Genomic DNA, 23830 nt, shown 5'->3' with positions numbered 1-23830 from the left:
TGCAGAGGGGTTGATGCACCAACAGACTGCTGTGACAGTTGAGAGCAGCTTAGGCCAAGGCCTGTACGCGTGTCCGGCGAATCAGAACGTAGGCTGCCCTCATGCCAAAGAAGCGCTCAGGCGGGGGTCTGACGACGACCCAGCAGGCCGCCAAGTTCCTCGGTGTCGCCGCGCTCTCCGGAGCGGTGCTCGCAGGCATCGCACTGCCTGCCGCCGGCGCACTCGGGCTCGCCGCGAAGGGGACGGTCGAGGGATTCGACGAAATCCCTTCCAACCTCAAGACGCCGCCGCTGAGCCAGCGGACCAGGATCCTCGACAGCGAGGGCGGGCTCATCGCGACCACGTACTCGCGCGACCGGACCGTGGTCCCGCTCAAGGACATCTCCCCGTACATGCAGGACGCGATCATCGCGATCGAGGACTCCCGCTTCTACGAGCACGGGGCCGTCGACCTCAAGGGCATCCTGCGTGCGCTGAACAGCAACGTCCAGGCCGGCGGCGGTACCCAGGGCGCCTCGACGCTCACCCAGCAGTACGTGAAGAACGTCTTCGTCGAGGAAGCGGGCGACGACCCGGACAAGGTGGCCGAGGCGACTCAGCAGACCCTGGGCCGCAAGGTCAAGGAGCTGAAGTACGCCATCCAGGTCGAGGAGGAGCTCGGCAAGAAGAAGATCCTGGAGAACTACCTCAACATCACGTTCTTCGGGCAGCAGGCCTACGGCATCGAGACCGCCTCCCAGCGGTACTTCTCCAAGCACGCCAAGGACCTGAAGCTGGAGGAGGCGGCGATGCTGGCCGGCCTGGTCCAGTCGCCGACCCGGTACGACCCGATCAACGACGCGGAGGAAGCGACCAAGCGCCGCAACACCGTGCTGGAGCGGATGGCCTCCGTCGGGTCGATCTCGCGGCGCGAGGCGGACAAGGCCATCGCGAGCCCGATCGCGCTGAAGGTCAGCAAGCCGAACAGCGGCTGCATCACCGCCGTCAGCGGAGCCGGTTTCTTCTGCGACTACGTGCGCAAGACGATCCTGAGCGACCCGGTCTTCGGGAAGACCGACGAGGAGCGCGCCAAGCTCTGGGCCCTCGGCGGGCTGACGATCCGGACGACCCTCTCGCCACAGGCGCAGCAGGCGGCCGATGACGCGGCGACCTCCAGGGTCGACAAGACGGACAAGATCGCCGCGTCGGTGGTGCAGGTCGAGCCCGGTACCGGCAAGATCCTTTCGATGGCACAGTCCAGGCCCTACGGCCTGGACCTGAAGAAGCACGAGACGGTCCTGAACCTGGCCGTCAGCAACAAGATGGGCGGGAGCACGTACGGCTTCCAGGTCGGCTCCACGTTCAAGCCCATCACCGCCGCGGCCGCTCTGGAGAAGGGCATCAGCCCGGCGCTGACCTTCGACACTCCGTGGAAGGTGTCCATGCCGCTGGACAGCTACCGGACGTGCGACGGCGGTCCCGCAGGCGGTGGCGAATGGTCCGTGCAGAACGAACTGGAGTCGGAGAAGGGCTCGTTCGACATGACGAGCGCCCTCGGCAAGTCCATCAACACCTACTTCGCGAAGCTGGAGCAGAGGGCCGGGCTCTGCGAGACGCTCACGATGGCCGGCAAGGTCGGATACGAGCGCGGCAACGGCAAGCCGCTCACCGAGAACCCCTCGATCACGCTGGGCACGACGGAGAGCACTCCGCTCGCCATGGCCGGTTCGTACGCCACGTTCGCCAACCGCGGCATGTACTGCACGCCCGTCGCCATCGAGTCGATCAAGGACGCCAACGGCAAGAAGCTGCCGATCCCCAAGTCCTCCTGCTCACGTGCGATGAGCGAGAAGACGGCCGACACCCTCAACCAGATGCTGAAGGGCGTGGTCGAGGACGGTACCGGCACGCTGGCAGGCCTCACCGACCGGGACAACGCGGGTAAGACCGGTACGACCGAGCAGCGCGTGGACGCCTGGTTCGTCGGCTACACACCGAACCTCTCCACCGCGGTGTGGGTCGGCTCCGACGGCGGCCAGAAGGTGCCGATGTACGACATCACCATCGGTGGTCAGTACTACGACAAGGTCTGCGGTGGCTGCCTGCCCGGTCCCATCTGGAAGACCGCGATGACCGGGGCGCTCAGCGCCTCCGAGACCCCCTCCTTCAACCCGGTCGTGGTGCCGCGCGCCAAGGAGAAGGTGAAGGAACCGGCGAAGGACAAGGGCCGCGACCGGGACAAGGGCGACGGCAACGACAAGCCGGGGGCAGATCCCATCGGCGGCATCACCCTGCCGCCCGGCATCATCGGCGGGAACGACGGCGGCGGGCGGGGCGGCAACGGCCCCTGACCGCCGCAGGTCGTACGACTGACGACGGAGGGCGCCACCCCTGCCAGGGGTGGCGCCCTCCGTCGTCGGTGAACGGGCCCGGCACCCGGTCGGCCTGCCGCGCGGACGCTGTCCTGATGGCGAGCCGTTCCCCGATGGCCCTGAGGCCCGAGAGGTCGTGCATGCCACCCGGCAGCGCGGCCACCGGCCGCGAGCGGCCCCGCGAGGTTCACGGCAGGGGTTTCCGGCGGGGAGAGAGCGTCACCGTCCTGCCGGGCCGCCGGCGCCGTTCCCGCCTCAGCCCGCGAGCAGCTTCTTCACCGAGGCGGCGACGCGGCCGCCCTCGGCGAGACCCGCGACCTTCGGATTGACGATCTTCATGACGGCGCCCATCGCTCGGGGCCCCTCGGCGCCACCCGCCTTCGCCTCCTCCACGGCCTGCGCCACGATCGCGTTCAGTTCCTCGTCCGTGAGCTGCTTCGGCAGGTAGGCGTCGAGCAGCTCGCCCTCGGCCCTCTCCCGCTCGGCCTGCTCCGACCGGCCGCCCTGCGCGAAGGCCTCGGCAGCCTCACGGCGCTTCTTGGCCTCCTTGGCGATCACCTTCTGCACCTCGTCGTCGGAGAGCTCGCGCGACGCCTTGCCGCTGACCTCTTCCTTGGTGATCGCGGTGAGGGTGAGCCGGAGGGTGGACGAGGTGAGCTCGTCACGCGCCTTCATGGCCGTGGTGAGGTCTTCCTGGAGCTTGGACTTGAGCGTGGTCATGCGGCGATTGTGACAGGTACGGGGCACCTACCGCCCTCCCGTTTTCGTCCCGCCGCGCTGCTTCTGCGACGATGGCACCATGCGCGCACGCTACGGAGTACCCCTGAAAGTCACGGCAGTCGGCGCAGCGGTGGGTGCCGCCGGCCTCGCGTACGCGGCCGGATTCGAGGCACGTTCGTTCCGCCTCCGCCGGATCGCCATTCCCGTACTCCCGCCCGGCGCACGCCCGTTGCGCGTACTCCAGGTGTCCGACATCCACATGGTCAGCGGCCAGCGCAAGAAGCGCGCCTGGCTGCAGTCACTGGCCGGCCTTCGCCCGGACTTCGTGGTGAACACGGGCGACAACCTCTCCGACCCGGAGGGTGTGCCCGAGCTGCTCGACGCGCTCGGCCCGCTGATGGAGTTCCCCGGGGTCTACGTCTTCGGCTCCAACGACTACTACGGGCCCAAGCTGCGCAACCCGGTGCGCTATCTCATGGAGAAGGCGCAGGGCAAGCACGGCCTGAACGGCAACGCTCCAGCCGTCGGCGTCGTCCACAACCCGTGGGAGCCCATGCGGGACGCCTTCGACGAGGCCGGCTGGCTGAACCTCTCGAACACCCGGGGACGGATCAAGGCCGACGGCCTCGAGATCGCCTTCACCGGCCTGGACGACCCGCACATCAGGCGGGACCGCTACGCCGAGGTCGCCGGCGGACCCGAGACCGGGGCGGACCTCTCGATCGGCGTCGTCCACGCCCCCTATCTGCGCTCGCTGGACGCCTTCACCGCGGACGGCTACCCCCTGATCCTCGCGGGCCACACGCACGGCGGACAGCTCTGCATCCCCTTCTACGGCGCTCTGGTCACCAACTGCGACCTGGACACGGACCGGGTGAAGGGCCTCTCGGGCCACACGGTCGGTGAGCGGCGCTCCTACCTCCACGTCTCCGCCGGCTGCGGAACGAACCGGTACACCCCGGTCCGCTTCGCCTGCCCGCCGGAGGCGACCCTGCTGACCCTGACGCCCCGGGACTGAGGGCCGGGGCCCTGCCCCCCCAATACCGGATTTCGCCTCCGGGCGCGGGTGGGCTAAGGTTGTCGATGTCGCCGGGACAACCGGTGGACATCGGGGTGTAGCGCAGCTTGGCAGCGCGCTTCGTTCGGGACGAAGAGGTCGTGGGTTCAAATCCCGCCACCCCGACAGCTGAAACACCAGGTGAGGCACCTACCACTTTTGGTAGGTGCCTCACCTGTTTCTGTCTGCGTGACCACCGCTTCTCGCGTGTCTACGGCCGCAGCGGATCGCCGCCGAAGATCCCGCCCATGGTCACGGCACCGGTCTGGATCACGGGCCGGATCTACTTCCGGTAGATCTCCTCGTTCACTGCCGTCCAACGACCGAGAAAGCGGGAGATCATCTCCAGCGGGACGGCCCTGTCGGAGAGCAGGTACACGAGGCTGTGCCGCAGCTCCCGGAGCGTCCACTCGTCGGCGTCGATCCCGTCGATACCCAACGCCACACCGCGATGCGCGGAGGCCCTGGCGGGTCGGTGTCCGGTACGCCCTTCAGGAAGACGTGGTCCCAGGTGAGCGCCCGCAGCTCCTCGGTACGGGCGCCGGTCAGCAGGGCGACGACGATGTACGTGCACATCAAACCCACGCACGGCGCGGGAGCGCGGTCGGCGCTGGCAGGTTACCTCCTGGCCATCGACGAAGCCCGACCGTCGGTTGGGTCCCGGCCGAGTCTCCGGACCGCCCCCGGACAGGCCGGGGATGCAACCATTCCCTTCAGAGTTGGAACCCCCGGAAGCCGACCGCGCGCTTGAAACCATAGAGGTCGACACTGACAACGGCTCGCGTGTGATGGGCCGCGTGACAACGCAGACGAACAGCGGCGGACGACATCGAACGCCTGCGGATCATCAGCGCAGGTGAGAGGCGCAGCAGGACGAGGGAGCCGCCCCGCACGTGCTTCGGGACGAAGGGGTCGTGGGTTCAAATACCGCCACCCCGACAGCTGAAACACCAGGTCAGAGTCCAGATCTCCGTCAGAGGATCTGGCCCCTTCCGCTTGGTGTGAGGCGTACAGAGAGGCCATCTCCTGCCTCCGCTGCGCCGGAGAGCGGCCGACGGCGACAGATGCGCAAGCACGGCGGGCGGGGCCCGTGGCGGGTACATCACACCGGCAAAGCCGGCGGCCTCGGTCGCGCTGGAGGGCTCGATCACGTTCCCGCGGCGTGCCCGAACGGCCGCAGGGCGAGCTGGACCTGCGCCGAACCAGCTGACCCTCAGCCTCTCCAGGAAGACACGGCAGCCGGCTGAACGAAGAAACTCCCCCATGAAGGAGTGGAGTTGACCTGCGGTGCACCGCCCGACGCACACCGGGCCGTGAGTTAGCGACCGCCGTCGGCGACAGGGAAAGGAGAAGGGCTTGGTCGGCCCCCTCCAGGAGGGGACCGACCAAGCCCTTGTGGTGCACCGGGGCGGCGATGTGGCGCTTCCGCCGTATCGCCGCCGAAGCCGGATCAGGCAGCCGCCGTGGCGCCCTGGGCGACCTGGGCGAGGACCTCGGTCAGCGAGGTGACGACCTCGGCGTCGTCCGCCGGGTGGGTCTCGGCGAAGCGGACCACGGAACCGGGGATCGAGAGCTTCACGTCCTCCAGGACCGCTCCACCCGCGAGGCCGGCCGCCTTGCGGGCCTCGTCCTGGGCCCACACGCCACCGAACTGGCCGAAGGCGGTACCGACGACCGCGACCGGCTTGCCGCTCAGGGCGCCGGCGCCGTACGGGCGGGACAGCCAGTCGATGGCGTTCTTCAGCACGGCCGGCATGGTGCCGTTGTACTCGGGCGAGAACAGCAGGAAGGCGTCGGCCCGGCCGGCCGCCTCACGCAGCTGGGCGGCGGCAGCGGGGACGCTCCCCTCGACGTCGATGTCCTCGTTGTAGAAGGGGACCTCGACGAGGCCCTCGTACAGCTCGACGTCGACACCCTCGGGCGCGTGCTTGACGGCGGCCTCGGCCAGCTGGCGGTTGTGGGAGCCGGCGCGGAGGCTGCCGACGAGGGCGAGGATGCGTACAGACATGGGGGAAGCTCCAGGGAGACGGAGACTGCAGAGGTAAGCGGACCGTGGTCCGTTTAAAGTTGTACCACCTAAACGGACCGTGGTCCACTTACTGCCGTTCGCCACTACCCTGAAACCATGACCGCTCCCCTCCTCCCGTCGGCCGGGCCCTCAGATCCCGGTGAGGCACGGCCGGGCCTCACTCTGGCCACGGCCGACGAACCGGAGACGTTGCGGGCGGACGCCGCCCGCAACCGGGCACTGCTGCTGGACGCCGCGCTGGGCCTCCTGGCCCGCTGCGGCGCGGCGGATCTCACCATGGAGTCGGTGGCCGCTGCCGCCGGAGTGGGCAAGGGCACGGTCTTCCGGCGGTTCAAGGACCGCACCGGCCTGCTCATCGCGCTGCTCGACCACCGCGAGGCCATGCTTCAGGCAGCGTTCCTTTCAGGGCCGCCCCCCTTGGGGCCGGACGCCCCGGCCGCCCAGCGGCTGCATGCGTTCGGCCCGGCCCTGATCCACCACGAACGCGACCACCACGAGCTCATCCTGGCCTCTCGCACCGACCCCCTGCGCGGCTACCACACCCCCGCTCAGCGACTACGGCACAGTCATGTCGCCCTGCTCCTGCGCCAGGCCGGCGCCGAGGGTGAACCGGATCTGCTCGCCCACACCCTGCTCGGCTCGATCGACGCCCCCCTCGTCCACCACCTGACCTGCGAACGAGGCATGGCCGGCGAACGTCTGGAGCAGGGCTGGCACGATCTCCTCACTCGTTACGGGGTGGCCCGCTGAGCCCGCCGTCGACGCACCTGCACCGAGGCGTGCGTCCCACTGGTGCGCCACGCGCGTCCTGAGGCGTCCAGCCGTTCCAGCGCCGACGGGGAGAGGCCCACGGCCACATCGGATTTCAGGGTGCGCAACGAGGCGACGGCACCGGGGAAGTGATCGGTGAGCGCCGCGAACGGCGTGGTCGGCGGCCACAGCCGGTCGCCCACCAGACGGCGATGATTGAGATCGCCCTTCAGGATCGTCACCGCGGCCGCGTCGAACTCGGCCCGAAGGTCCTCCGGCATCTGCTCGTACGGGAGCGGGGCGCAGAAGAAGGGGTGCGTGCGCACATCGAGCCGGCCATCGCCCATCGCCGCCCAGATGCGGGCTCCGATCTCCCCGGCCTGTCCCGGGGCCTCGCACAGTCGTCGGACGCAGTCGACGACGTCGGCGGTCGTCGCGTCGGAGACGTAATAAGGAGCGGGTTTGACGTGGAGCACCACCCGGGCTGCGCGTCCCCGCGCCAGCAGATGGTCTATCAGGACCAGGTCGGGGATCAGTTCACGTCCGGCGTTGTCCGCGATCACGGCGACCGTGCCGGGGGAACCGGGCGGCAGCAGCGCCCACAGTGCGGCGCTGTCGTCGGCCACCAGGGCGGGCACCGCTTCACCGGGAGTGGACGCGTCTCCACCGCTGAACCCGAGATCGGCGCGGTTGCCCCAGAGTGAAGCCTGAAGGAGGGCCTCGCCGCGCGCCTCCGCCGGGACGTCCGCGAGACCGTCCAGCGAGCGCAGTTCCTCCTCGACCGTTTCACCGCGCAGTTCGGCGCGCTTGAAAGGCGCGAAGGGATCGATCCCTTGCCAGGGCCCGTCGGTGAAATAGCCGACCGCGCCCAGCAGCCTTCGGTAGAAGTAGCTCTCCGCCCACAGGAAGGGGGCGTCGAACCATGACCGCCCGAAGTGCGCCGCCCCGTGCTTCGACCAGAACTCGCGGTCCGGACATTCCCGGCCGAGCGGCTCCACGACACCGTGGAGGATCTCGTCGAGCAGCTCGTCCAGAGCGCGGTGCTGCCGGGGGCCGTAGGGGAAGGCACCACGAACTCTCCCGATCAGCTCGGGATGGCGCTTGGCCATCACCCCGTGGGCGAAGCTGCCGTGCTCCCGGCAGGTGATCACCGGAGAGAGGTGGGGAGCGGCCCCCAAGGCCTCGGAATTCGCTCGCGTGTCGCCCATGGGCGACAGTCTGCCTTCCCGCGGCTTCCCCTCGCCTCCGCGCCGCCGAGGTGTGTCCTCGCATGGCCGCACCATGGACCCAACGGCCCTGGTCGAACCGGCACATGAACGGCCGGCGGCCTGGCTACCATGTGCAACGGCTAGACGACTTACCTCAGGAAAAGGAACCCGAAACCATGCCGGCCGAGACGTTCGAGTTTCAGGTAGAAGCGCGCCAGCTCCTGCAGATGATGATCCATTCGATTTACTCGAACAAGGATGTATTCCTGCGTGAGCTCATTTCCAACTCTTCGGACGCGCTGGACAAGCTGCGACTGGAAACGCTTCGCGACGACACGATCAAGGCGGATACGTCCGACCTCCATATCGCCCTCGAAGCTGACCAGGAGAAGCGCACCCTCACCGTGCGCGACAACGGCATCGGAATGTCGCACGACGAGGTCGTGCAGCTGATCGGAACGATCGCGAATTCTGGTACCGCCAAGTTCCTCCAGGAGCTCAAGGAGGCGAAGGACGCCACCGAATCCGAAGAACTCATCGGACAGTTCGGTGTCGGGTTCTACTCGAGCTTCATGGTCGCCGACGAGGTGACCCTTCTGACCCGGCGCGCGGGCGAGGGCACCGGCACCCGCTGGCAGTCCACCGGCGAGGGCACCTACACGGTCGAGTCCGTCGACGACGCCCCGCAGGGCACATCCGTCACACTCCGGCTCAAGCCCGAGGACGCCGAGGACAAGCTCTTCGACTACACGTCGCCCTGGAAGATCAGGGAGATCGTCAAGCGTTACTCGGACTTCATCACCTGGCCCATCCGCATGGCGGCGGTCTCGGGCGAGGAAGGCACGGAGCCCGAGGTGGAGACGGTCAACTCGATGAAGGCCCTGTGGGCCCGCTCGAAGGACTCCGTGACCGACGAGGAGTACAGCGAGCTCTACAAGCACATCAGCCACGACTGGACCGACCCGCTGGAAACCATCCGCATGCAGGCGGAAGGCACATTCGAATACCAGGCCCTGCTCTTCCTTCCTGCCCACGCTCCGCAGGACCTGTTCATGCAGGACCACAAGCGTGGAGTCCAGCTCTACGTGAAGCGCGTGTTCATCATGGACGACTGCGAAGCCCTCATGCCGACGTATCTCCGCTTCGTCAAGGGTGTGGTCGACGCACAGGATCTGTCGCTCAACGTCTCGCGGGAAATCCTTCAGCAGGACCGCCAGATCGAGATGATGCGCCGGCGACTGGTCAAGAAGGTCCTTTCGACGGTGAAGGACATGAGGACCGGATCTCCGGACAAGTACACGACGTTCTGGAAGGAATTCGGCCGAGTCCTCAAGGAAGGGCTGTTCCAGGACTTCGAGAACCGTGACGCGATCCTGGAGATCTGCTCGTTCGCCTCGACGCAGGACGAGGCGGAACCGACCACCCTGCGCTCGTACGTGGAGCGGATGAAGGAGGGGCAGGAGCAGATCTATTACATGACGGGCGAATCCCGCTCGGCCATGGAGAGCTCTCCGCACATGGAGGCCTTCCGCGCCAAGGGCTTCGAGGTGATCCTGCTGACCGACCCCGTCGACGAGGTCTGGGTCCAGTCCGTCCCCGAGTTCGACGGCAAGCCGCTCCGGTCCATCTCCAAGGGCGAGGTCGACCTCGACACCGAGGAGGAGAAGAAGGAGGTCGAGGCCGAGCGGGAGAAGCAGCAGCAGGACTACGCGGACCTGCTGTCCTGGATGACGGAGCAGCTCGGTGACACCGTGAAGGAGGTCCGCCTGTCCACACGTCTGACGGTCTCACCCGCCTGCATCGTCTCCGACACGCACGACGTCACTCCGGCCCTGGAGAACATGTACCGGGCCATGGGCCAGGAGGTGCCGCAGATCAAGCGCATCCTGGAACTCAACCCGTCGCACGCCCTGGTCAGCGGACTCAACAAGGCGTACGCCCAGCGGAACGGCGACGAGGGTGCCTCCACCGAACTCGCCGAGACGGCGGAGCTGGTCCATGGCCTCGCCCTTCTCTCCGACGGTGGCGAACTGAGCGACCCGTCGCGCTTCAGCAGGCTGATGGCCGACCGCCTGGAGCGCACTCTGTAGGCAACGCGCTCCGTAACCCACGCTCCGCCGCGGCCGCCGGGGTCATCCCGGCGGCCGCAGGCGTTCGCGGCGCCGGACCACCCGTGAAGACGAAGTGACGGCGGGAATCGGCGTCAGGCCGACCGCCGGACCCTCCCCGCCGGCATGACGCGAAGGAGCCAGGAGGAGCGCCGGAAGATCCACAACTTCACCCGTTCGAGGGCGAGTTGATGGTTTATCTACGCGCGGAGCATCACCTACCGAACGACCCTTCGGGCATATCAGACGACTTTCCCCGGGCCTGATACCGCCGGGCTCCGAGAGCTGCTAGAAACGTGCCCGCCCCACGAAATCCCCACCCACCCCCCACGTTTCGAAGGGCTGGCAGCCGTGTCAGTACGAACCTTCCGGGCATCCGTCTTCACTCTCGCGATCGCTGCCGTGGCAGCGCTCGGCCTCGCTCAGCCGGCGTCCGCCGCGGGCGAGAACTACGTCGCACTCGGCGACTCCTACTCCTCCGGTGTCGGAGCAGGGAGCTACACGTCGGAGAGCGGCGACTGCATGCGCAGCACCAACGCCTACCCCTACCTCTGGAGCAACGCGAACGCCCCGTCCTCCTTCACCTTCGTCGCCTGCTCAGGTGCGACGACGGCATCGGTGTCCAGCGGCCAGCTGAGCGCGCTCACATCGTCGACCACGCTCGTGAGCCTCACGGCCGGCGGCAACGACGTCGGCTTCGCCGACGTCATGCAGACCTGTGTCCTCCAGAGCGAGGCGACCTGTGTGAGCCGGGTGAACACCGCCGTCTCCCAGATGCAGAGCACGCTCCCTGGACGCCTCGACTCCCTCTACGCGGGCATCAGTTCGCGTGCGCCGCAGGCACATGTGGTGGTCCTGGGATATCCCCGCTTCTACAAGCTGTCGGGCTCCTGCATCGCGGGGCTCACCGAGACGGAGCGCGGCGCGATCAACGATGCGTCGGACGTGCTGAACGGGGTGCTCGCCAAGCGGGCGGCGAACGCGGGCTTCAGCTACTCCAGCGTGGTGGACGAGTTCACCGGTCACGAGCTCTGCTCGGGCGACCCGTGGCTTCACAGCGTGTCCATCCCGGTGAGCAACTCCTACCACCCCAGGGCCATCGGGCAGTCGAACGGCTACCTTCCCGCCTTCAGGTCCGTCGCCTGACGCGCGTAGACGGACACGGCTCCAGGTCCTGGGGCCTGGAGCACCGCGGACAAGCGAGGGCCGGCCGGCGGGCCCCGTACGCCGCTCCGGGCGTGCGGGGCCCGTCGGGGCCGGGGCCGACCCTGGCTCCGGCCCCACCTCTCCGGTGTCCACGTCAGTACCGCTCGACCAGCTGCTCCCTGCCGGCGGGAGGCTCGTAGGGCTCCGGCCAGAAGTCCGTCACCGTGTCGATCCTGCCGTCCGCGTCGAAGGTGAAGAAGTGCACGGCGTGCAGCTCTTCGCTCCCGACGGTGACCAGCGTCCGGGCAGCGGCCTGCCGACCTTCCGCGTCGGCCACTATCCGTTCGATCCGTACGCGCCAGTCCCCCGGGTACTCCCGGTTGAACCGGACGAAGCGCTCTCTGCCGAGGATCCGCTCGCGGCTCTGCGGCAGGTCGTACACCATGTCGACGGCGAGGGTCGCGCTGAACACCGTCCAGTCCCGGGCGTCCGCCGCGGACCAGTACGCCTCCACGGCGGCCCGCACCTCGGCCGCTCCTCGCCCTGTGCCGGCCTCTGCGGCCTTCTCGTCCATGGACCCGAGTGTGGCGCCCGCCACTGACAGTCGACGGGGGCGTCAAGGGGCCGGGATGGTCCGGTGTCCGGGAAGCACCGTCGGGCCGCCCCGTCGTGAGCGCGTCAGGAGTTGTCCACAGGCAGCGACGGCTCATGGGGAACGTCAGGTTTGATGGGGGCATGAGCGACACACAGAACAACGCGTCCGTACCGGATCGGAAGCAGGAGCCGCCGCTGTGGGAACAGCGTTTCCGTGCTGCCCGGGTCTCCCTGCCCGAGTGGGCGGAGGACGCTCCCGACCGCGCGCTGTTCGTATCGAACGCCACCGGCACCTACGAGCTCTACGCCTGGGACCGGGCGACGGGAAAGCAGCGGCAGGTGACGGACCGGCCCAACGGGACGACCGACGGTGTGCTGACCCCGGACGGACAGGCCGTCTGGTGGTTCGCGGACACCGATGGCGACGAGTTCGGTGTGTGGATGCGTCAGCCCTTCGACGGTGGCCCCGACGAGCCCGCGACACCCGGGCTGGAGCCCTCGTACCCCGCCGGTCTGGCGATCGGCCGTGAGGGCACGGCGGTTGTCGGCCGGTCGACGGACGACGACGGCACCAGCGTCCACGTGGTGCGTCCCGGGGCGGAGCCGGTCGAGATCTACCGGCACCGGGAGTCCGCCGGGGTGGGCGACCTCTCGCACGACGGGACCCTCATCGTCCTGGAACACACGGAGCACGGTGACGCGATGCACTCCGCCCTGCGGGTGGTGCGGCCCGACGGCTCGACGGTCGCCGAGCTCGACGACACGGAGGGCGGCACGAAGGAGCTGGGTCTCTCGGTGCTGGGGTTCGCACCGGTGGCCGGCGACACCCGGCTCCTGGTGGCACATCAGCGGCGTGGGCGCTGGGAACCGATGATCTGGGACCCTGTGGCGGGGACGCAGACGGATCTGCCGGTCGACCTGCCCGGCGACACCGGCGCCGAGTGGTACCCGGACGGCTCCGCTCTGCTGATCGAGCACAGCTTCGAGGCGCGCAGCGAGCTGTGGCGGTACGAACCGGGCGCGGCCGGCCCGGTGAGGGTGGAGACTCCGCAGGGCTCGGTCTCGGGCGCCACGGCCCGCCCGGACGGCACCGTGGAGTATCTGTGGTCGTCGGCGGCTCAGCCGCCCGCGGTGCGGTCCACCTCGGGTGCCGTCGTCCTCGACCCGCCCGGTGCGAAGGCCCCGGCGTCGGTGCCCGTGCGGGACGCCTGGGTGGAGGGCCCCGGAGGCCGTGTCCACGCCCTGGTACAGACTCCGGACGCCGGAGAGGGTCCGTTCCCCACGGTCTTCGAGATACACGGTGGTCCCACCTGGCACGACAGCGACGCCTTCGCGTCGGGCCCCGCAGCTTGGGTCGACCACGGCTTCGCCGTCGTGCGCGTCAACTACCGAGGGTCGACGGGCTACGGCCGGGCCTGGACTGACGCGCTCAAGCACCGGGTAGGCCTGATCGAGCTGGAGGACATCGCCGCGGTACGGGAGTGGGCCGTGGCATCGGGCCTGGCCGACCCTGAGCGGCTGGTGCTCGCCGGCGGCTCCTGGGGCGGCTATCTGACACTCCTCGGACTGGGCACGCAGCCGGATGCCTGGGCCCTCGGGCTCGCGGCGGTCCCCGTCGCCGACTACGTGACGGCCTACCACGACGAGATGGAAGCGCTGAAGGCGTTGGACCGGACGCTGTTCGGAGGAACCCCGGAGGAGGTGCCCGAGCGATTCGAGGCCTCGTCCCCGCTGACGTACGTGGACGCGGTGCGTGCGCCGGTCTACATCTCGGCGGGCGTCAACGACCCGCGCTGCCCGATCCGCCAGGTGGAGAACTACGTCGACCGCCTCGCGGCCCGCGACGCCGTCCATGAGGTGTACCGGTACGACGCCGGGCACGGATCCCTCGTGGTGGAGGAACGGATCAAGCAGGTGCGGCTGGAGCTCGACTTCGCGCTGCGCCACCTCGGCCCCGGGCAGGCACGGCCCGGAGGCGCCCGAGCGGGCCGGGACGAGAAGGAACCGACGGCGTAAGGACCGGATAAATGGTGCACCCCGCTCCGTGGCCCCGGAGCGGGGAACCGTACCGTGGAGGGGTGTACCGGTTCCTGCTGACCCCGCGGTGGTGGGGGATCAACCTCTTCGTCGTACTGGCGATCCCGTTCTGCGTCTTCATGGGCACCTGGCAGCTCGGGCGTTTCGAGGACCGTGTGCAGACGCACGAGAAGGCCGACGAGCGCCCCGATCCGGGCACCCGCCCCCCGAGGCCGCTCGACGAGCTGCTGCCCGTGAGCACGGAGACCTCCGGGCGCCCCGCTGTGGCGAGGGGGACGTACGCGGACCAGTTCCTCGTGCCCGGGCGCGAACTGAACGACCGCGAGGGCTACTACGTGCTGGATCTGCTGCGCACCGACAGCGGCAAGGCACTCCCCGTCGTACGGGGCTGGCTGCCCGGCGCCCCTGACACCACCCGGGTGCCCGCCGCGCCCGCAGGTGAGGTCACCGTGAAGGGCGACCTGCAGGCCTCCGAGAACAGCGGGTCCACCGGGGTCGACCTCAGCGGCGGGCTCCCCGACGGTCAGCTCGGCATGATCAGCGCCGCGTCGCTGGTGAACCTCGTCCCGTACGACGTGTACGACGCCTGGATCACCCTGCCCGAGCCCGGTGACGGCGCGGAGGCCGGCATGCTTCCCGTACCCCCCGAGGCAGCCCAGGGAAGCGGGCTCGACCTGAAGGCCTTCCAGAACCTCGGCTACACCGGCGAATGGTTCGTCTTCGGCGGCTTCGTGCTCTTCATGTGGTTCCGGCTGGTGCGGCGCGAGGCGGAGGCAGCCCGCGACCTGCGGCTGGGCCTCGCGGCCGACGCGGACTGACCACCCCGCGTCCGGGGTGGTCCCCCGCCCGTCACGGACGGGCGGGCTCCATCACCGGACGTCCCGGGCCGGCCACGGCTCGGTCTGGGCCCGCCTCCGCGCCGGTGTCCGCTGCCGTGCCGGGGCCGGCGTTAGTTCAGGACGCTTCCAGCACGCCGGTGCGGTAGATCGTCCCCGCGCACGCGTTGTCGATGGTGGTCTCGGCGGTCGGCGCCCCCGCCTCGGGGGTATGGGTCACGGCGATGCTTCCGTCCGCCGGCCCCTCGTCAGCGGCCCCGAACTGCGCGGTGGTGTCCGCCGCGCCCTCAGCCGCCCCCACACCGTCGCCGCCGCCTCCACCGCCGTCCGTGGGCGTCGTCGGGCTCGGCTCACCGGCGGGCGTCGGGCAGGTGTCCGAAGGAACCCAGGCGAAGCGCACCTCGTACGTCATCGCCGGCTTCAGGAACACGGTGCCGGGCTCCAGTGAGGGATCGGGCAACCCTGCCGCCGGATCTCCCGCGGTGTGCTGCACGACGGCGATCTTCAACGGATCGGCCGCGCCGGAGGCCTGGAATCCGACCGTGCCGTTGCTGGTCACGGAGCAGGCGTTGCCGGACACGTTGGCGATCCTGAAGGTTCCGTAGACCGTGCCGTCCGCGCCCGGCGCACCGGCAGCCGCGGAGGCGACACCGAGCTGGCCGGGGTCGCAGGTGGCGGTGGCCGCGGCCGCGGAGCCGGGCAGGTCGCCCGGGCCGGTGGCCGCGGTGCTCTCGGCGTCCGGGTCGGAACCCTTCGAAGGCGACGACTCGTCGGCGTTCTCCCCCTTGCCCGTCTCGCTCCGGCTGTCTCCGGGCCCCGCTGCCTCTCCACCGTCCGCCGCAGCGCCCGCGTCCTCACCGCTGCCGCCCTGTGCCTGCTCGCCATGGCCGGCGATGGCGGGGTTGGCGGTGACGGAGCCGTCCGAATGGGCGACGTGGACGAAGGCGGGTACCGCTGTACCGATCAGGAGCGCCGCGGCCGCCGCGCCCACGACGCCTTGGCGCCGCCTGGCACGTCGGGCGGGTACAGCTCGGTGCAGATGGTCGAGGGTGCCGACAGAGGGCTGGAGCCCTTGGACCGCCCCCTGCAGCATCCGCCGCAGCGCGACCTCGTCCAGGTCGGCGCCGGGGTCCGGAACCTCGGCGCCGGATCCTGTGCCGGGACCGCCGGCGCTCTCGGCACCACCGGTCGGAACACCTCCGCCTCGGCCCCCGAAGAGCTGGGTCAGGGTACCGAAGGGCCCGTCAGCCCCGTCAGCCTCAGCAGGCACTGGAGTCCGGTCGGCCGCATCGGCCTGCCCGGTCACCTCGGCAGCGACACCGCCCGGATCCGCTGCGGCAGCAGCCGCTGCCGCGGAATCAGATCCCGACTCGCCCAGGGCCGCCGTCTCGGATCCGGCCGTACCGGATTCAGGCGCCTCAGGTTCCGACGTGCCCGGCTCGGACGCCTCAGGTTCCGACGTGCCGGGCTCGGACGGGGCAGGCCCGGAAGCCGCCTCCGCGGCCGGGCCTCCGGCATCGCGCTCGGGTTCACCGTCATGCCCGGGCTGAGCGTTCGGGGAGTTCTCCGGCCCGTGGTTCACAATTCCGTTTCCAGTCCGGTCATCATCGTGCGTGTGTTCGGAGCTGCTCATGCCTGCGCCTCCATGACCACGCGCAGTGCCGCGATGCCCCGGGAGCCGTACGCCTTCACCGAGCCGAGCGATATCCCCAGCGTCTCCGCGACCTGCGACTCCGTCATGTCCGAGAAGTAGCGCAGCACCAGCACCTCTCGCTGGCGCCGTTGCAGCCCTTTCATCGCCCTGATCAGGGCGTCACGCTCCAACTGGTCGTAGGCCCCCTCTTCCGCGCTCGCCATGTCGGGCATCGGTTTCGAGAGGAGCTTCAGGCCGAGGATGCGTCGACGAAGGGCGGATCGGGACAGGTTGACCACGGTCTGCCGGAGGTACGCGAGCGTCTTCTCCGGATCGCGCACCCTGTTCCGTGCCGAGTGCACCCGGATGAACGCCTCCTGCACCACGTCCTCGCACGACGCGGTGTCGTCGAGGAGCAGCGCGGCGAGCCCGAGCAGCGAACGGTAGTGGGCCCGATAGGTCTCGGTGAGATGGTCGACCGTCGTTCCTGCGGCCACCGCCTCCTCAGCGCCCTCTCGCTGCGACGGCAGCCTGGCGGGGCGCGCAGCGGGCATGGGAGCGATCACCGGCATGCCGCCGGCTGCGCGGGGCCTCCGGAGCGGACGCACCGAAGCGCCTCGCAACGGGCCCACCACTGTGATGTCGAGAACCTCTGCCACGCCAGTTGGACACGCTTCCCCCCGCCAGGGTTGTACGCGTCAGGCATCCCGTTCGAAGCCGTGCGACATGCCCTCATTCGTACCCGCTCTTCCCCAAATGCCCTGAACTCGCATCCAGCCATGCAAGAAGTGACGGCAAAGACGCGCCGCAACCGCCCAGCGGTTGCAAAGAGCCAGGAGATCATCGTCGGACATGACAACGCCGCAGCTCAAGAGGTTCAGACCAGCGAATCGCTCACAGGGCGCACACAGATCCTACAAAACAGGTTCGATCAGCTGCGAGGAAATTCTCCGGCCACCGACTCCGCGATCTGGGCCACGTTGAGAGCCGCACCCTTTCGGAGATTGTCGCCGCAGATGAACATGTTCACGGCGTTCGGGTCGTCCATCGACTGCCGGACCCGGCCCACCCAGGTCGGATCGGTCCCGACCACATCGGACGGCGTGGGGAAATCCCCGGCAGCCGGATTGTCGAAGAGCACCACGCCGGGCGCCGTCGCCAGAACCTCGTGTGCCCGGTCCACGGGCACCTCGTTCTCGAACCGCGCGTGCACGGACATCGAGTGGGTCGCGACGACCGGCACGTAGACACAGGTCGCCGTCACCTTCAGGTCGGGCAGCCCCAGGACCTTCCGGCATTCCGCGCGGATCGCCAGTTCCTCGGACGACCAGCCGTCTCCGGCATCGGTGCCGGCCCAGGGCACGACGTTCAGCGCCACCGGGGCCGCGAACGGGCCCCCGTCCCCCTCGCCCAGAGCACGCCGCACATCTCCTGGCCGCGTGCCCAGATCAGTACCCGCCACCAGGGCGAGCTGCTCCCGGAGCGCGGCGACACCGTCCCGGCCCGCCTCGCTCACGGCCTGGTAGGAGGAGACGATCAGCTCCCGCAGCCCGAATTCGGCGTGCAGCGCTCCGACGGCGACGATCAACGACAGGGTGGTGCAGTGCGGGGACGCGACGATGCCGCGGGGCCTGAGCCGCGCGGCATGGGGGTTGATCTCCGGCACCACCAAGGGAACGTCCTCGTCCAGCCGGAAGGCCGCCGAGCCGTCCACGACCACGGCGCCCCGGGCGGCGGCGACCGGTCCCCACTGCGCGGACACCTCGTCCGGCGCCAGGAACAGGGCCACGTCCACCCCGTCGAAGACGTCATCGGAGAGCGGAAGGACCTCGGTCTCCTCTCCGCGCACGGCCAGCTTCACGCCGGCCGCCCGCGGAGAGTCGATCAGTCTCACCTCGCCCCAGACGTCCGCGTGCTGCGAAAGGATCTGGAGCATGACGCCGCCGATCGCACCGGTCGCGCCGACGACCGAGAGCGAGGGGCGGCGTCCGGTCATCGGCCGGTGCCTCCGTAGACCACGGCCTCGTCGGAGTCGCTGTCGAGACCGAAGGCGGTGTGCACCGCGCGCACGGCCTCGTTGACGTCGTCGGCACGGGTGACCACCGAGATGCGGATCTCGGACGTCGAGATCAGCTCGATGTTCACTCCGACGTTGGACAGAGCCTCGAAGAAGCCCGCCGTGACGCCGGGGTTGGTCTTCATGCCCGCGCCGACGAGGGAGATCTTCGCGATCTGGTCGTCGTAGCGGAGCGACTCGAACCCTATTCCGGCACGGCTGCGCTCCAGGGCGTCGATGGCCTTGCGGCCTTCAGCCTTGGGCAGGGTGAACGTGATGTCCGTCAGCCCGGTCGAGGCCGCGGAGACGTTCTGGACCACCATGTCCATGTTGATCTCTGCGTCCGCGATGGCACGGAAGATCGCTGCGGCCTCGCCCGGCTTGTCGGGGACGCCGACGACCGTGACCTTGGCCTCGGAGACGTCGTGGGCGACTCCGGAGATGATGGCGTGCTCCACCTGCTGGTCCCCTTGCGGCTCGTTGCTGACCCAGGTGCCGCGCAGTCCGGAGAAGGACGAACGGACGTGGATCGGGATGTTGTAACGGCGTGCGTACTCGACGCAGCGGTGCAGCAGCACCTTGGAACCGGACGCCGCCAGCTCCAGCATGTCCTCGAAGGAGATCCAGTCGATCTTCCGGGCCTTCTTCACGACCCTGGGGTCGGCGGTGAAGACGCCGTCGACGTCGGTGTAGATCTCACAGACCTCCGCGTCCAGCGCGGCGGCCAGCGCGACGGCGGTCGTGTCGGAACCACCGCGACCGAGGGTCGTGATGTTCTTGCCCTCCTGGCTGACCCCCTGGAACCCGGCGACGATGGCGATGTTGCCCTCGTCGATCGAGGTCCGGATGCGCCCGGGCGTGACATCGATGATGCGCGCTTTGTTGTGGACCGAGTCGGTGATGACACCGGCCTGGCTGCCCGTGAACGACTGTGCCTCGTGGCCCAGATTTTTGATCGCCATGGCCAGCAGGGCCATGGAGATCCGCTCTCCGGCGGTCAGCAGCATGTCGAACTCACGCCCGGCAGGCATCGGAGATACCTGCTCGGCGAGATCGATCAACTCGTCCGTCGTGTCGCCCATCGCGGACACCACGACAACCACCTGGTTGCCGTTCCTCTTGGCGTCGACGACTCGCTTGGCGACACGCTTGATGCCTTCGGCATCGGCTACGGAGGAGCCTCCGTACTTCTGCACGACAAGGCCCACGTGCGCTCCTCGCTCAATAATGGTGCGGTCGGCTCAGTTTAACGAGCAGCCCGGAATCGACCCGTCGGTACCGAATGGTGAGATGTCCCGCCCACCACCTGGTACGGCGTGTCGCCCCGAACTGCTCGTGCCGGACTGCTTCCCACTCCCCCGCACCACAAGCCTGTTTGTGTCCCAGGCCACAGAGCACACCCTGGCCGCCGCCGCGGCCACACCACCCACGGACGCAGCCGCACCCACCTGGGCGACGAGTGCGATGTGCGTCCCTTCTGCGCGCCCGGCCGCAGACCCGGCAGGAGGGTTCTACAGGACCGGTCGCAGACCCAGCGGGAGGCCGATCTCCTCGGCCATCACACGTCCCGCCTCTTCCGCCAGGTCCCCGTCGCCGGGGTCCTGGTCCGTGTCCAGGCCGTCGAGCTCCTGCAGCGGCTGGTTCAGGCGGATGTGGGCGATCAGCGACTGGAGGGCGCGCAGGGCGGCCGAGGCGGTGGATCCCCAGTTGGAGAAGTACGAGAACTGCCACCACCACATGGCTTCCGCCGTGCGGTCCGCCTCGTAGTGGGCGAGGCCGTGGCTGAGATCGGTGACCAGGTCGGCCAGGTCGTCCGAGATCCGGTGGGGCACAGGGGCCTTCCGCGGCTCGTACGGGTCGAAGACCTCGGAGTAGACGTCGATGGGCTCCAGGAGCTCCGCGAAGCGCTCGCGCAGGCCGTCGGCGTCCGGCTCGGCGCCCAGGTCCGGCTCGTAGCGCTCGTCCGGGAGGATGTCCTCGTAGGCTCCGAGCCGGCCGCCCGCCAGCAGCAACTGGGAGACCTGGAGCAACAGGACCGGGACGGCCTCCTCGGGCTCCTCTGCCTTGGAGACCTCGGTGACCGCGACGATGAACGTCTTGATCTGGTCCGCGATCTGCACCGCGAAATCGTCCGGGTCCTGCGTGACGGAGTTCAGCGTGGCGTCAGACATCGAGGGTGACCTCCCGTGGGCACGGTCGCGAACGGTGGGTAGAACATATCGCCGCGGGACGTAAGGAGGCCGTCAGACGCCGGATCAGACATCGAGCAGCCGCCTCCCCTCGAAGGCGCGGCCGAGAGTCACCTCGTCCGCGTACTCCAGGTCGCCGCCCACGGGCAGTCCACTGGCCAGCCGTGTGACCCGCAGGCCCATCGGCTTGACCATCCGGGCGAGGTACGTAGCCGTGGCCTCGCCCTCCAGGTTGGGGTCCGTGGCGAGGATCAGCTCCGTGATGGAGCCGTCCGCGAGACGGGCCAGCAGTTCCCTGATCCGCAGATCGTCCGGACCGACACCCTCGATCGGGCTGATCGCCCCGCCGAGCACGTGGTAGCGGCCGCGGAACTCGCGCGTCCGCTCGATCGCGACGACGTCCTTGGGCTCCTCCACCACGCAGATGACCGAGCGGTCACGGCGCGCGTCCCGGCAGATGCCGCACTGCTCCTCCTGCGCGACGTTGCCGCAGACCTCGCAGAAGCGGACCTTGTCCTTGACCTCGAGAAGGGCGTGGGCGAGGCGGCGCACGTCGGTGGGCTCGGCCTGCAGGACATGGAAGGCGATCCGCTGCGCGCTCTTGGGACCGACGCCCGGCAGCCTGCCCAGCTCGTCGATCAGCTCCTGAACCACGCCTTCGTACAACGGAACGCCTCTCGTTTTTCCTGTTCGTACCGTATCCGGTACGCCCGGGTAGCTACAGGGGTCAGAACGGGAGACCCGGCATGCCACCAAGGCCCTGCGCCAGCGGGCCCAGCTTCTGCTGCTGGAGCTGCTGGGCGTTCTCGTTCGCCGCCTGGACCGCGGCGACCACGAGGTCGGCGAGCGTCTCGGTGTCCTCCGGGTCCACCGCGCCCGGATCGATCACCAGGCCGCGGAGCTCGCCGGAGCCGGTCACCGTGGCCTTCACCAGGCCGCCGCCCGCCTGCCCCTCGACCTCGGTCCTCGCCAGCTCCTCCTGGGCGACGGCGAGATCCTGCTGCATCTTCTGGGCCTGCTGGAGGAGCTGCTGCATGTTGGGCTGGCCACCACCGGGAATCACGGTCACTCCAGGCATCTTCGACGACGGATTGTTTCGGTATCCCGAGCCTACGTGCTCGGCGGAAACCGTGCCCCACCCGCCGGGGACCAACTCTTTCGAGTGAGTTCTCAAAACCTTCTGCCGTGCTCCTATACCTGACCAGAGGCCGTGTCCACCCGGGAATCACGCGATTTCGCCTCCGCGGCCCACCATTCGGCGGTAGGAAGAGCATGCGTATCCGTACCCGTACGCATATCGCAGGTAACGCAGAGTTACACGGGAGGGGCTCCGGTCATATGCCGGTGATCGCCCCCTCCGTGACCGAGAGCCGTGCCGATCCGCTTCGATACGCGCCGAACGCTGAGTGCAGAGGAGTGCCCCGGTGAGTCAGCCGGAGATGCAGCCCGACGGGCCGCCCCGCAAGGAGTCCGGTGCGGGTTCCGGTACAGGTACCGGAACCGAACGGTCCGGTACGCGCGACGGTTCGGGGCCCCGCGACCTGGCCGGCCGCGCCTTCCCCCTCGGCGACTGGGGCGAGCCGGCCGAACGGCTCGACGAGCTGTACCGCTGGGTCGAGGCCGGCGCGCTGGAGACCGCCGACTGGTATCTGCGCGACCGGGTCCGCAAACGCCGTATGGCCCGGCTGCTCAGGTTCGCGACGGCGGCGGGAGTGGTGGCCGGGGCGGCGCTGCCTCTGCTCGACCTGACCGGTGAACTGCACGGATCCGCCGGCTGGGGTTACCTGTCCTTGCTGCTGGGGGCCGCGTGCATGGCGTGCGACCGGTACTTCGGACTGACCTCAGGCTGGATAAGGAACCTGGCGACCGCGCAGGCCGTACAGCGGCGGCTGCAGGCGCTCCAGTTCGACTGGTCGTCCGAGTGCGTCAGGGAGGTGCTGGGGCCGACGGAAGGCACCGCGAGCGAGGCGGCGGAGCGCTGCCTGGGGGTGCTCCGCCGGTTCTCCGAGGACATCACCGAGCTGGTCCGGATGGAGACGGCGGACTGGATGGTGGAGTTCCGGGCCGGTCCCGCGCCGATGGGGATGCAGTCGCTGCTCTCGGGCGGGCCGGGCGGGCGCCCCGAACCGGGCACCCCGCCCGGGCGGCTGACGATGCCTTCTTTGGCCAGGCCCAACATGCCGCGCCAGCGGCCGCCCGAGCCTCCGAGATGAACGGCCGCCCGGGCGCGCGGGCGGACCGCATCCTCGCGGGGTCGGCCCGGCTGCCCTGAGCGGCGTTCCGGGCGCTCGACCGCCGGGATGCCCGACCGGTCAACTGAAGATGATCATCGATCCCTGGGCGAGGCTCCGGGTGGCCGCCACGTGCAGCCCGAGCCAGACGTGCCGCTCCCTGGCGAAGGGGTTGTCGTCGTACGGGACCGGCGCGGCAGGCTCCTCCAACTCGGTCGGGCCGGTGGGCGGAAGAGGCGCGGCAGGCGGGTTCGCGGGGTCGATCCCGATGGAGGGCGCGACGAATTCGAGCTCCCGCAGCAGGCCGTGGGAGGACCCCAGCGGGCCGCCGCCCTCGAGGAGCTGGTCGTCGGAGAGCGGGTGCGGGAAGTCCACCGGGATGTAGGCGCCCGCGTGGTCGTAATGCCAGACCAGATGGGACTCCTGTGCGCTCTGCTCGAACATTTCCAGCAACTGCTCGTAGTCACCGCCGAGTTCGTCCACCGGCGTCACGGCGAGGCCGCTCAGCTGAAGCAGGTAGGCGCGGCGCAGGAAGTGCAGCGCGTCGTAGTCGAAGCCCGCGACGGGGGCGACGTCGCCGGTGAGGCCGGGCATGTAGGGGTGGACGGGGACGGGCGGCAGGCCGGCCTCGTCCAGTGCCTTGTCGTAGACGGCGATCTCTTCGGCGAACGGGTTGTCGGGGCTGTGGCACAGCACATCGACGAGGGGGACCAGCCACAGGTCACAGGCCACGAAGTCTCGCTCTCCAACGGGTTCGTGCGATGGTCGGGACAGCGTAATGCGGTACGGGACCCGACGCACAGGGTGTGGACGCCCGGACCGCGCACGCCCGGGCGACAGGGGATGCGTGACCGGGCGACAAGGGGATACGTGCCCTACGGCGTA

The 23830-nt window shown here is 69.3% G+C and carries 20 protein-coding genes, 1 tRNA gene and 1 pseudogene; 9 read left to right on the top strand and 13 right to left on the bottom strand.

Features of this window, described 5'->3' with window-relative positions; all coding sequences use genetic code 11:
• The first annotated feature begins 101 nt into the window (after nt 1-101).
• Nucleotides 102-2330 (top strand): transglycosylase domain-containing protein, encoded by a 2229-nt coding sequence (locus ACGFNN_RS20155; RefSeq protein ID WP_393557535.1) that lies wholly within the window; start codon nt 102-104, stop codon nt 2328-2330.
• 276 nt (nt 2331-2606) lie between these two features.
• Here the strand turns inward: ACGFNN_RS20155 and ACGFNN_RS20150 are convergent, their stop codons facing one another.
• A complete protein-coding gene (locus ACGFNN_RS20150) occupies nt 2607-3071 on the bottom strand; it encodes a GatB/YqeY domain-containing protein (protein WP_362546209.1) in 465 nt (154 codons plus the stop codon).
• 79 nt (nt 3072-3150) lie between these two features.
• Here ACGFNN_RS20150 and ACGFNN_RS20145 point away from each other — a divergent pair, with 79 nt between their 5' ends.
• Both ACGFNN_RS20145 and ACGFNN_RS20140 read left to right on the top strand, forming a co-directional pair.
• The gene (locus ACGFNN_RS20145) at nt 3151-4089 is read left to right on the top strand and encodes a metallophosphoesterase (RefSeq protein WP_393557533.1); all 939 of its coding nucleotides are present in this window, start codon (nt 3151-3153) and stop codon (nt 4087-4089) included.
• A 91-nt stretch (nt 4090-4180) separates the two neighbouring features.
• Nucleotides 4181-4254 (top strand) — tRNA-Pro (locus ACGFNN_RS20140).
• 85 nt (nt 4255-4339) lie between these two features.
• Here the strand turns inward: ACGFNN_RS20140 and ACGFNN_RS20135 are convergent.
• Nucleotides 4340-4704: pseudogene (locus ACGFNN_RS20135) on the bottom strand (hypothetical protein); the annotation flags it as partial.
• An 874-nt stretch (nt 4705-5578) separates the two neighbouring features.
• Entirely contained in the window at nt 5579-6136 is a 558-nt protein-coding gene (locus ACGFNN_RS20130; RefSeq protein WP_362675410.1) for an NAD(P)H-dependent oxidoreductase, read from the bottom strand.
• A gap of 117 nt (nt 6137-6253) precedes the next feature.
• On the opposite strand from ACGFNN_RS20130, the gene ACGFNN_RS20125 reads away from it, so the two are divergent.
• Nucleotides 6254-6907, top strand: coding sequence for a TetR/AcrR family transcriptional regulator (locus ACGFNN_RS20125; protein ID WP_393557531.1), 654 nt, complete (start codon nt 6254-6256; stop codon nt 6905-6907).
• Here the strand turns inward: ACGFNN_RS20125 and ACGFNN_RS20120 are convergent.
• Nucleotides 6889-8115: a damage-control phosphatase ARMT1 family protein gene (locus ACGFNN_RS20120; RefSeq protein WP_393557529.1), complete on the bottom strand. Its 1227-nt coding sequence runs from the start codon at nt 8113-8115 to the stop codon at nt 6889-6891. The two genes, ACGFNN_RS20125 and ACGFNN_RS20120, sit on opposite strands and share 19 nt — an antisense overlap.
• Nucleotides 8116-8291: 176 nt before the next feature.
• On the opposite strand from ACGFNN_RS20120, the gene htpG reads away from it, so the two are divergent.
• On the top strand, nt 8292-10205 hold the full coding sequence (gene htpG, locus ACGFNN_RS20115; protein ID WP_393557527.1) for a molecular chaperone HtpG: 1914 nt from the start codon (nt 8292-8294) through the stop codon (nt 10203-10205).
• Nucleotides 10206-10574: 369 nt separating this feature from the next.
• Nucleotides 10575-11369 carry an SGNH/GDSL hydrolase family protein gene (locus ACGFNN_RS20110; protein ID WP_362667564.1) on the top strand — a complete coding sequence of 265 codons (795 nt, stop codon included), beginning with the start codon at nt 10575-10577 and terminating at the stop codon, nt 11367-11369.
• A gap of 154 nt (nt 11370-11523) precedes the next feature.
• Here ACGFNN_RS20110 and ACGFNN_RS20105 read toward each other — a convergent pair whose 3' ends face one another.
• Nucleotides 11524-11943: a nuclear transport factor 2 family protein gene (locus ACGFNN_RS20105; protein ID WP_393557525.1), complete on the bottom strand. Its 420-nt coding sequence runs from the start codon at nt 11941-11943 to the stop codon at nt 11524-11526.
• A 161-nt stretch (nt 11944-12104) separates the two neighbouring features.
• Here ACGFNN_RS20105 and ACGFNN_RS20100 point away from each other — a divergent pair, with 161 nt between their 5' ends.
• Nucleotides 12105-13979 carry a S9 family peptidase gene (locus ACGFNN_RS20100; RefSeq protein ID WP_393557523.1) on the top strand — a complete coding sequence of 625 codons (1875 nt, stop codon included), beginning with the start codon at nt 12105-12107 and terminating at the stop codon, nt 13977-13979.
• Between the two features lie 62 nt (nt 13980-14041).
• On the top strand, nt 14042-14818 hold the full coding sequence (locus tag ACGFNN_RS20095) for an SURF1 family protein (protein WP_393557521.1): 777 nt from the start codon (nt 14042-14044) through the stop codon (nt 14816-14818).
• Nucleotides 14819-14954: 136 nt separating this feature from the next.
• Here the strand turns inward: ACGFNN_RS20095 and ACGFNN_RS20090 are convergent, their stop codons facing one another.
• From ACGFNN_RS20090 to ACGFNN_RS20060, 7 genes are all read right to left on the bottom strand, one after another.
• Entirely contained in the window at nt 14955-16106 is a 1152-nt protein-coding gene (locus ACGFNN_RS20090; RefSeq protein ID WP_393557519.1) for a hypothetical protein, read from the bottom strand.
• A 359-nt stretch (nt 16107-16465) separates the two neighbouring features.
• Nucleotides 16466-17041 (bottom strand): SigE family RNA polymerase sigma factor, encoded by a 576-nt coding sequence (locus tag ACGFNN_RS20085; RefSeq protein WP_362546175.1) that lies wholly within the window; start codon nt 17039-17041, stop codon nt 16466-16468.
• A gap of 359 nt (nt 17042-17400) precedes the next feature.
• Nucleotides 17401-18465, bottom strand: coding sequence for an aspartate-semialdehyde dehydrogenase (locus ACGFNN_RS20080; protein WP_393557517.1), 1065 nt, complete (start codon nt 18463-18465; stop codon nt 17401-17403).
• A complete protein-coding gene (locus ACGFNN_RS20075) occupies nt 18462-19733 on the bottom strand; it encodes an aspartate kinase (RefSeq protein ID WP_393557515.1) in 1272 nt (423 codons plus the stop codon). Before ACGFNN_RS20075 ends, ACGFNN_RS20080 begins: the two co-directional genes overlap by 4 nt.
• A gap of 303 nt (nt 19734-20036) precedes the next feature.
• Nucleotides 20037-20696, bottom strand: coding sequence for a DUF5063 domain-containing protein (locus ACGFNN_RS20070; RefSeq protein ID WP_362546166.1), 660 nt, complete (start codon nt 20694-20696; stop codon nt 20037-20039).
• Nucleotides 20697-20780: 84 nt separating this feature from the next.
• Nucleotides 20781-21380: a recombination mediator RecR gene (gene recR, locus ACGFNN_RS20065; protein ID WP_362546163.1), complete on the bottom strand. Its 600-nt coding sequence runs from the start codon at nt 21378-21380 to the stop codon at nt 20781-20783.
• A 61-nt stretch (nt 21381-21441) separates the two neighbouring features.
• Nucleotides 21442-21777, bottom strand: a complete 336-nt coding sequence (locus ACGFNN_RS20060) for a YbaB/EbfC family nucleoid-associated protein (RefSeq protein WP_362546522.1) — start codon at nt 21775-21777, stop codon at nt 21442-21444.
• A 361-nt stretch (nt 21778-22138) separates the two neighbouring features.
• Between ACGFNN_RS20060 and ACGFNN_RS20055 the strand changes: the two genes are divergently transcribed.
• Complete coding sequence (locus tag ACGFNN_RS20055; protein ID WP_362546160.1) at nt 22139-22927, top strand: SLATT domain-containing protein; 789 nt, start codon at nt 22139-22141, stop codon at nt 22925-22927.
• Between the two features lie 99 nt (nt 22928-23026).
• Here the strand turns inward: ACGFNN_RS20055 and ACGFNN_RS20050 are convergent, their stop codons facing one another.
• Nucleotides 23027-23677, bottom strand: coding sequence for a hypothetical protein (locus ACGFNN_RS20050; protein ID WP_362546158.1), 651 nt, complete (start codon nt 23675-23677; stop codon nt 23027-23029).
• Nucleotides 23678-23830: the final 153 nt, after the last annotated feature.

It is taken from the genome of Streptomyces sp. NPDC048590 (assembly GCF_043199535.1).
GTDB lineage: Bacteria > Actinomycetota > Actinomycetes > Streptomycetales > Streptomycetaceae > Streptomyces.
This window is presented reverse-complemented; position numbering and strand designations above follow the sequence as displayed.

Coding starts and splice junctions, on each gene's coding strand:
- ACGFNN_RS20130 (WP_362675410.1), bottom strand. CDS start 6,136: ATGTCTGTACGCATCCTCGCCCTCGTCGGCAGCCTCCGCGCCGGCTCC.
- ACGFNN_RS20125 (WP_393557531.1), top strand. CDS start 6,254: ATGACCGCTCCCCTCCTCCCGTCGGCCGGGCCCTCAGATCCCGGTGAG.
- ACGFNN_RS20105 (WP_393557525.1), bottom strand. CDS start 11,943: ATGGACGAGAAGGCCGCAGAGGCCGGCACAGGGCGAGGAGCGGCCGAG.
- ACGFNN_RS20070 (WP_362546166.1), bottom strand. CDS start 20,696: ATGTCTGACGCCACGCTGAACTCCGTCACGCAGGACCCGGACGATTTC.
- ACGFNN_RS20100 (WP_393557523.1), top strand. CDS start 12,105: ATGAGCGACACACAGAACAACGCGTCCGTACCGGATCGGAAGCAGGAG.
- htpG (WP_393557527.1), top strand. CDS start 8,292: ATGCCGGCCGAGACGTTCGAGTTTCAGGTAGAAGCGCGCCAGCTCCTG.
- ACGFNN_RS20155 (WP_393557535.1), top strand. CDS start 102: ATGCCAAAGAAGCGCTCAGGCGGGGGTCTGACGACGACCCAGCAGGCC.
- ACGFNN_RS20085 (WP_362546175.1), bottom strand. CDS start 17,041: ATGCCGGTGATCGCTCCCATGCCCGCTGCGCGCCCCGCCAGGCTGCCG.
- ACGFNN_RS20120 (WP_393557529.1), bottom strand. CDS start 8,115: ATGGGCGACACGCGAGCGAATTCCGAGGCCTTGGGGGCCGCTCCCCAC.
- ACGFNN_RS20145 (WP_393557533.1), top strand. CDS start 3,151: ATGCGCGCACGCTACGGAGTACCCCTGAAAGTCACGGCAGTCGGCGCA.
- ACGFNN_RS20150 (WP_362546209.1), bottom strand. CDS start 3,071: ATGACCACGCTCAAGTCCAAGCTCCAGGAAGACCTCACCACGGCCATG.
- ACGFNN_RS20080 (WP_393557517.1), bottom strand. CDS start 18,465: ATGACCGGACGCCGCCCCTCGCTCTCGGTCGTCGGCGCGACCGGTGCG.